Origin of the sequence: Pseudorhodoplanes sp. (assembly GCF_035565855.1) — a bacterium.
In the GTDB taxonomy this organism is placed as follows: Bacteria; Pseudomonadota; Alphaproteobacteria; order Rhizobiales; family Xanthobacteraceae; genus Pseudorhodoplanes.
Map to the genome: position 1 here is coordinate 1 of NZ_DATMRX010000099.1, position 7244 is coordinate 7244.

Annotated in this window: 8 protein-coding genes, 3 tRNA genes and 1 pseudogene; 8 read left to right on the forward strand and 4 right to left on the reverse strand. The window is 61.8% G+C overall.

Going from position 1 to position 7244, the window contains the following annotated elements; translation table 11 throughout:
* The first annotated feature begins 263 nt into the window (after positions 1-263).
* Positions 264-1229, forward strand: coding sequence for an MBL fold metallo-hydrolase (locus VN004_RS05470; RefSeq protein WP_325607796.1), 966 nt, complete (start codon positions 264-266; stop codon positions 1227-1229).
* Positions 1230-1373: 144 nt separating this feature from the next.
* Here the strand turns inward: VN004_RS05470 and VN004_RS05475 are convergent.
* Positions 1374-1449, reverse strand: a tRNA-Glu gene (locus tag VN004_RS05475).
* Positions 1450-1530: 81 nt separating this feature from the next.
* Positions 1531-1986, reverse strand: a complete 456-nt coding sequence (locus VN004_RS05480) for a VOC family protein (protein WP_325607798.1) — start codon at positions 1984-1986, stop codon at positions 1531-1533.
* Positions 1987-2127: 141 nt separating this feature from the next.
* Between VN004_RS05480 and VN004_RS05485 the strand changes: the two genes are divergently transcribed.
* The 6 genes from VN004_RS05485 (at position 2128) to VN004_RS05510 (ending at position 5231) form a co-directional block, all read left to right on the forward strand.
* A complete protein-coding gene (locus tag VN004_RS05485) occupies positions 2128-2886 on the forward strand; it encodes a Sir2 family NAD-dependent protein deacetylase (protein WP_325607800.1) in 759 nt (252 codons plus the stop codon).
* A 155-nt stretch (positions 2887-3041) separates the two neighbouring features.
* Positions 3042-3650, forward strand: coding sequence for a cold-shock protein (locus VN004_RS05490; RefSeq protein ID WP_414710233.1), 609 nt, complete (start codon positions 3042-3044; stop codon positions 3648-3650).
* Between the two features lie 112 nt (positions 3651-3762).
* Positions 3763-4194, forward strand: coding sequence for a DUF192 domain-containing protein (locus tag VN004_RS05495; RefSeq protein WP_325607810.1), 432 nt, complete (start codon positions 3763-3765; stop codon positions 4192-4194).
* Positions 4195-4273: 79 nt separating this feature from the next.
* A tRNA-Pro gene (locus VN004_RS05500) sits at positions 4274-4350 on the forward strand.
* 31 nt (positions 4351-4381) lie between these two features.
* The gene (locus tag VN004_RS05505) at positions 4382-4687 is read left to right on the forward strand and encodes an ETC complex I subunit (protein WP_325607802.1); all 306 of its coding nucleotides are present in this window, start codon (positions 4382-4384) and stop codon (positions 4685-4687) included.
* A 139-nt stretch (positions 4688-4826) separates the two neighbouring features.
* Positions 4827-5231 carry a RidA family protein gene (locus VN004_RS05510; RefSeq protein ID WP_325607804.1) on the forward strand — a complete coding sequence of 135 codons (405 nt, stop codon included), beginning with the start codon at positions 4827-4829 and terminating at the stop codon, positions 5229-5231.
* Between the two features lie 8 nt (positions 5232-5239).
* Here the strand turns inward: VN004_RS05510 and VN004_RS05515 are convergent, their stop codons facing one another.
* A complete protein-coding gene (locus VN004_RS05515) occupies positions 5240-5569 on the reverse strand; it encodes a hypothetical protein (RefSeq protein WP_325607806.1) in 330 nt (109 codons plus the stop codon).
* A gap of 190 nt (positions 5570-5759) precedes the next feature.
* A tRNA-Arg gene (locus VN004_RS05520) sits at positions 5760-5836 on the reverse strand.
* A 200-nt stretch (positions 5837-6036) separates the two neighbouring features.
* On the opposite strand from VN004_RS05520, the pseudogene VN004_RS05525 reads away from it, so the two are divergent.
* Positions 6037-6998, forward strand: a pseudogene (locus VN004_RS05525) (formylglycine-generating enzyme family protein).
* Positions 6999-7244: the final 246 nt, after the last annotated feature.

Below are 7244 nucleotides of genomic sequence, written 5' to 3' on the forward strand. Positions count from 1 at the left end.
CGCTTCGACACCCTATGGGCCGCAGCCGGTTTCCCGCGCCCAGCTGACCGATTGAGCGTCGGGTGGGAAGCAGGGCCATCCGCCCAGTCGTCGGATGGCGGGCACAGTCGCCGTCCGCGGGAGTGATTGGCGCAACGAGAAAATGAACTCCCGCGACCCGCATCGCGGGACACCCTCAATTGACTGAAGTTTGGGCGCGCCCACAATGACGCACTCAAACGAGCGGCGAATGCCGCCTTTGTCAGGCGAGGGGAGGAACGGACATGCTCAGCAAGGTGTCGCTGATTGTGATCGCCCTGACGTTGATCGCACACCCGGATGTGTCGTCAGCGCAAACCGCTGCCGCCAACGATTTCGAGGTGATCACACTTGGGACCGGTTTTCCCGCACCCACAATGAAGCGATTTGGACCGGCCACGCTGGTGAAAGCGGGGAAGGAAATATTGCTGTTTGATGCCGGACGCGGTGCTTCGCAACGGATCTGGCAAACCGGAACGCCGATGGGCTCGATCAATGGCCTGTTTCTGACGCACCTTCATTCAGATCATATTGTGGGCATCCCTGACGTATGGCTGACGGGCTGGCTTCCCTCTCCATTCGGACGGCGCAGCACACCGATGCGGGTCTGGGGCCCGAAGGGCACGAAGGCCATGATGGCAGGGCTCGAAAAGGCTTATGACTGGGATGTCGAAACACGCATCGCAGACCAGAAGCTTGCGCGCGAAGGGGCGGCCATCAGCGCAACTGAAATCGAAGAAGGCGTCATCTATAATCAGAACGGCGTCAAGGTGACCGCCTTCGAGGTCGATCATGGCGAGCTCATCAAGCCCTGCTTCGGGTTTCGCGTGGACTACGATGGTCGCTCCGTCGTCCTTTCGGGAGACACGAAATTCTCGGAAAACCTCATCAAGCACGCCACCGGGACCGATCTGCTGATTCATCAGGCCGCTATGGCAAAGGATGAGTTGCTGGAGAAGTCGGTTCCGGTTCGATACATCATCGCCCACCACACAAAGCCTGAAGAAGTGGGAACGGTCTTCGCGCGGACCAAGCCGAAGATGGCGGCGCTCTACCACATCGTTCTGCTCACCGACGGCAAAATCCCGGCACCGACCGAGGCCGACGTGGAGGAGCGGGCCAAGAAAAACTACCAGGGTCCCATGGTCATCGCAGAAGACTTGATGCGCTTTTCAATCAAGAAGGATGGCGTGACCTACATGAAACCCTGAGCCAGGCCACGCTGCGCGCTCGTATTCTTCGAGGGGAGTTTGATGCGGGGCGTGGTTTGTGCCGAGAGCGCGCCAGCCATATGAGGCACCAAGCCAGCCGCACCGATGTGGCGCTGCCCGATTCGGCCAAGTCATTGAAATAACTGGCGCGCCCAAGGGGACTCGAACCCCTGTTTTCGCCGTGAAAGGGCGACGTCCTAGACCGCTAGACGATGGGCGCTGACCGGCCGGTGAAGGCCGGGCCTGTATAGTGAGGCTTGCGCGGGGAGGCAAGGCGCGCCTTGCGTCCCGCCAAAAATGGCTACCAATGCCCAGTATTGGGCATCGACGCCCAGGGTTCCTTGGGCGGAAGGGCATTGCCCTTTTGCAGGAGCTCGATGGACTGCCGGTCCGGCGAGCGAATGAAGGCCATCTGACCGTCGCGCGGCGGCCGGTTGATGGTGACACCCCCCTTCATCAGGCGCTCGCAGGTGTCGTAGATATTGTCGACCTCGAAGGCGAGGTGACCGAAATGTCGCGCCTCGCCGTAATCCTCGGTGTCCCAATTATAGGTGAGCTCGAGCAGCGGGCCCGGTCGCCCGAGCCGCTTCGATTGCTCGATCAAGGCGTGGTCGCCGGGGGCCATGAGGAAGACGAGCGTATAGCGGCCGTTCGGATCCTCGCGACGGAAGGATTCCCTCAGGCCAAGCTTGTTACAGTAGAAGTCGAGCGCGGCGTCGAGGTCGCGTACGCGCAGCATGGTGTGCAGATAGCGCATCGTTCCGGTTCCTGTCGTCCGTGATGGGCAGCGTCTATCAGGTTGGAGCGAGTGATGCGAGGTCGGAACGTTGCGCGCCAGGATGGGGGCGGGCAATAATTCTCTCGAAGATTATTGGTTGGATAACAAAAGGCCTGCGCGATGATCGCCCCCGACCTGCAGACCGCGACAGCGGCATTGCGCGCGATGATCGAAAATTCGGAGCGCGTCGTCCCTTTCACCGGCGCAGGGATATCAACCGAAAGTGGGATACCGGACTTTCGTTCGCCCGGTGGATTGTGGACAAAAACCCAGCCCATCCCCTTCGACGTGTTCATGGCCAGCAGCGAAATGCGGGACGAGGCATGGCGGCGACGTTTCGCGATGGAAGATTATTTCGGCAAGGCGAAGCCGACGCGCGGGCATCTCGCGCTCGCATCACTTTATCGTGCTGGTAAGACTCCGGGTGTGATCACACAGAACATCGACAATCTGCATCAGGCGGCGGGAGTTCCGCACGAAGCCGTGATCGAGCTTCACGGCAATACGACTTTCGCAACATGCCTCGAATGCGCAAAGCGCTATGAATTGCCCGATATTCGCGATCGTTTCGAAGCGAGCGGCCACGCTCCGGATTGCGAATGCGGCGGCTATATCAAGACGGCGACGGTTTCGTTCGGGCAGGCCATGCCGGAGGAAGCGATGCGACGCGCCCAGGAATGGGCTTCGGATTGCGACCTTTTTATCGCGATCGGCTCTTCTCTGGTCGTTTGGCCGGCTGCGGGTTTTCCACTGCAGGCGAAAAAGAGCGGGGCTCAACTCGTCATTATCAATCGTGAGCCGACCGACTTTGATTCGATTGCCGATCTGGTGATACGTCACGACATCGGAGATGCATTGGCGCCGCTGATTGCGCACTGATTCGCATCGAGTCAACTTTTGCACAGGCCCTTCGGTAAACGTTTGCAGCCCGCATTTTCCCCTTTTACAAACAGGCGCCAGTGTTACTCTTGAATCAAAGAGATTCGTTTCAAGCGTCCGAAAGAGACGCTAGAGAAAGCGGCGGCGCGGCGGTCATGGCGTCCGGCGAGATGGGGCCAAAGTTGTCCGGTGCAGGCTACGATCTGAGGCCAGATCGTCATGAAGGGGTGTCGGACGAATCCGCCGCCAACCTGATTGAGATCACGGGCACCATCAAATGGTTCGACGTCTCGAAGGGATTCGGATTCATCGTTCCCGATGACGGGTCTGCTGACGTGTTGCTGCACGTCACCTGTCTGCGTCGTGATGGCTTTCAGACTGCATACGAAGGAGCGCGCATCGTCTGCGAGGCGCTTGCCCGGCCGAAAGGCATGCAGGCTTTCCGCATCCTCTCGATGGATGAGTCGACGGCGATCCATCCTGCACAGCTTCCGCCGCCGCGCACCCACGTCACCGTCACGCCCACCTCGGGACTTGAGCGTGCCGTGGTCAAATGGTTCAATCGCCTGCGCGGGTTCGGCTTCCTGACCCGCGGCGACGGAACTCCGGACATCTTCGTCCATATGGAAACCCTTCGCCGCTATGGCATGACCGAACTCCGCCCCGGCCAGACCGTGCTGGTGCGTTTCGGACCGGGTCCGAAGGGTATGATGGCTGCGGAAGTGCAGCCGGACGGCGGACCGCACGGACCCGCCTCTCACTAGACTGATCGCCGCAAAACATCCCGGCGTCAGGCGGTGTCTGGCGTCCATGATACGCGGCAGGGTGGCTGGCTTGGACAATTCCCATTCGAATCTGCTGTCGCGGCTTGCCCTCATGGCGCTGGCCGCATTGTTTTTGACGGTATCGCTGGCCGCCAGGGCTGCCGACGAGACGACCCTCGAGATCGTCACCAAGAACGGCGTCCACGTCTTCAGCGTCGAGCTCGCCCGGACCGACGAGGAACGGCAGAAGGGCCTGATGTTCCGGAAAGAGCTGCCGGAGGGGAAGGGCATGCTGTTCGATTTCAAGCCCGACCAGGACGTCTCGATGTGGATGCGCAACACCTACATCCCGCTGGACATGCTGTTCATCAACGCCGACGGCACGATCCGACGAATCGCCGAAAACACCGAACCGCTCTCCGAGAAGACCATACCGTCCGGCGGGCCCGTCCGCGGGGTCCTGGAGGTGATTGGCGGGACTGCCAAAAAGCTCGGTATTGCCGCCGGCGACAAGGTCGCCCATCCGCTTTTCTCTGGCCGATAAAGCCACCCCTTGGGCAGCCCCGGCTGCGACTTGCGGGTCCCTCGCAAAATCCCTATTCATGCGCCCAAGCCGGCAGGATCGGGGCATAGCGCAGCCTGGTAGCGCATCTGCTTTGGGAGCAGAGGGTCGCAGGTTCAAATCCTGCTGCCCCGACCATTGTTCGCCGGGTACGAGAGGGGGACCTCGGATGACCGCACGGATCTACAAGCCCGCCAGGACGGCGATGCAGTCGGGTACCGCCAAGACCAAGGACTGGGTGCTGGATTTCGAGCCGGAGGCGCCGCGCGTGGTTGAGCCGCTGATGGGCTGGACCTCGTCGACCGACATGAAGAGCCAGGTCCGGCTTCGCTTTGCCACCCGTGAGGAGGCGATCGCCTATTGCGAGCGCGAGGGTATTCCGTATCAGGTGTTCGAGCCGAAGGAGCCGGCGCGGCGGACCATCGCCTATGCCGACAACTTCGCCTACCAGCGCCGCGGGTTGTGGACGCATTGATTGCTGCCTGAGGGGGGCCAAAGCCTCAGGCTCGCTCCGCTCTGCTTTGCCTGTCGATAAACGGTGTGCCGTGCCCGATGCGCGGCGACCGAACAACAATCTAACCAACAACAATAAATGACCGCCGGGGAGGGTTCCGATGGCACAGCCGCGCTTTCTCAATCCGCCGACGCTCTACAAGCCGCCCGGCTACACCCATGTGGTCGAGGTCAAGGGACCTGGGCGAATCGCCTATATCGCGGGCCAGCTCGGGCTTGACGCGCACGGCAAACTGGTCGGCGCGGCGGGCGATTTCCGCGCGCAGGCGACGCAGGCCTTTGAGAATATCAGGCTCGCGCTCGCAGCGGTGGGCGCAGGCTTTCCCGACATCGTCAAGCTCAACAATTACCTCGCCGACATGTCGCACCTGCCGATCCTGCGCGAGGTGCGCGACAAATACGTCAATGTGTCGGCGCCACCGGCTTCGACGACGGTCCAGATCTCGAAATTCGCGCTCGAGGGTGCGCTGTTCGAGGTCGAGGCCGTGGTGATGCTGGCGGAATAGGGGGGCGCCTACCGGTTCGGACAGGCGGAGAAGCGCCCGTAGCCCTCGTCGAAGATGCAGCCGCCCAGGTCATGCGGCCGCGCATAGGGCCGTCCATCGGGCCCGAGCGACGGATCGCCGACGCGACCATAGGATGGCGCGCGATAGACGTAAGAAGGTTTCCGATAGACGTGAACCTGCCGCTTGTGGACGTGCACATGGTGGCGCGTCTTCACGGCGGACCATTCGGTCGTCTGCGCGCTCGCGGCGCTAATCGTTGCGATGCTGGTCTGCGCCGGCGCGCCTGCGCACAAAATTGCGAGTCCTGCCACTACGCAAAGTGCAAGCCCGGTTTTCATGGTTCCTCCTGCTTGCGCCCGTTCAACACAAACCCCGGCGCTCGGATGAATCCTCCTGCCGCGCTTCTCAATTTTCCGACATCGGGGAGGGGGGCGGACGCGCTTTCGGCCTTGTTCGTTCGCCGCGAAGCGGAAGTATTTGCGTCTGAACAGCGCCTGGCCGCTGAACCTTGCTCAAAGCCTCGACGAATGGCGACCCCGGAGGGAATCGAACCCCCAACCGCCGGATTAGAAATCCGATGCTCTATCCAGTTGAGCTACGGGGCCTTAAAGCGCCTCGCCGGCGCGATAGCCGCCGGCCGGTCATATAGCTGCGTTCGGCCTCTCCTTCAAACGTGACCTTCGCGCCGCTCGCGCATTCTTGCCGGTCTGGTATGGTGAGAAGGCCGCTGCCGCGGGCGCACATTCCGGCGGGCATGGCGCGCGAATGCGATGTCACGCATGCAGGGAGACCGGGCATGGCGGAAATGATCGCAGCACCTGTGTCGCCGGACACAGCCGCATCCGGCGCCATGGTGCATATCGACGGCGGCACCTTTCGCATGGGCTCGGACCGGCATTATCCGGAAGAGGCGCCCGTGCATCGCGTCAGCGTCGATGCCTTCCGCATCGACCGAACGCCGGTAACGAACCGGCAGTTCAGAGATTTCGTCAAGGCGACCGGCCATGTCACCGTTGCGGAAATCCCGCCCGATCCGAAGGATATCCCGGCGCGCTGCCGCACATGCTCTATGCCGGTTCGCTGGTCTTCTCGCCGCCGGCCCATCCGGTCAATCTGAAGGACTGGAGCCAGTGGTGGACATTTCTGAAGGGCGCGGACTGGCGTCATCCTTACGGGATGAAGAGCAACATCAACGGTCTCGACAATCACCCGGTGGTGCATGTCGCTTATGCGGACGCGCTCGCCTATGCGCGCTGGGCGGGCAAGGATCTGCCGACCGAAGCGGAGTGGGAGTTCGCGGCCCGCGGCGGCCTTGACGGCGCGGACTATGCGTGGGGCGATGAATTCAGGCCCGGCGGCGAACATCGCGCCAATACCTGGCAGGGCCATTTCCCGCACGAAAATCTGGCGGAGGACGGCTTCACGCGCACCTCTCCGGTCACCGCTTTTCCGCCGAATGGCTACGGCCTCCATGACATGATCGGCAATGTCTGGGAATGGACGTCGGACTGGTTTGTCGCCGGCCATGAGGCCGATGCGCAGAAGGCCTGCTGCATCCCCGACAATCCGCGCGGCCCGCGCGAAGACCAGAGTTACGATCCATGCCAGCCGCAGGTCAAAATCCCGCGAAAGGTTCTCAAGGGCGGCTCGCATCTGTGCGCGCCGAATTATTGCCGGCGATATCGCCCTGCAGCGCGTCACGCGGAGCCGGTCGATACCTCCACAAGCCATGTGGGCTTCCGCTGCGTGGTGCGGGGCGGCGCCTGATTTGCCGTGCACGCCGTGCGTTCTTCAAAGCAAACGCGCAGGTCACTGCCGTCAGCGAAATTTGAGGACGACGTTTTGCATTGGCTTTCGCGCGCAATCTGCGTGACAATGCGCGCGCCTCGCATGAGCGCAGAAAATCGATCCAAAAAGAATAAAACGCGCTCGCATCACTTGAGACGGGGATAAGAGCGCCGGTTCTGACTGCGTCGCCAAGAGCGATCGCGAGTTCACGTGGCGCGCGTTTGA

Excerpts from the sequence above, each read along its gene's own strand:
- VN004_RS05480 (WP_325607798.1), bottom strand. The coding sequence starts at position 1,986 with ATGCGCTATCTGCACACCATGCTGCGCGTACGCGACCTCGACGCCGCG.
- VN004_RS05495 (WP_325607810.1), top strand. The coding sequence starts at position 3,763 with ATGGCGCTGGCCGCATTGTTTTTGACGGTATCGCTGGCCGCCAGGGCT.
- VN004_RS05490 (WP_414710233.1), top strand. The coding sequence starts at position 3,042 with ATGGCGTCCGGCGAGATGGGGCCAAAGTTGTCCGGTGCAGGCTACGAT.
- VN004_RS05470 (WP_325607796.1), top strand. The coding sequence starts at position 264 with ATGCTCAGCAAGGTGTCGCTGATTGTGATCGCCCTGACGTTGATCGCA.
- VN004_RS05505 (WP_325607802.1), top strand. The coding sequence starts at position 4,382 with ATGACCGCACGGATCTACAAGCCCGCCAGGACGGCGATGCAGTCGGGT.
- VN004_RS05485 (WP_325607800.1), top strand. The coding sequence starts at position 2,128 with ATGATCGCCCCCGACCTGCAGACCGCGACAGCGGCATTGCGCGCGATG.
- VN004_RS05515 (WP_325607806.1), bottom strand. The coding sequence starts at position 5,569 with ATGAAAACCGGGCTTGCACTTTGCGTAGTGGCAGGACTCGCAATTTTG.
- VN004_RS05510 (WP_325607804.1), top strand. The coding sequence starts at position 4,827 with ATGGCACAGCCGCGCTTTCTCAATCCGCCGACGCTCTACAAGCCGCCC.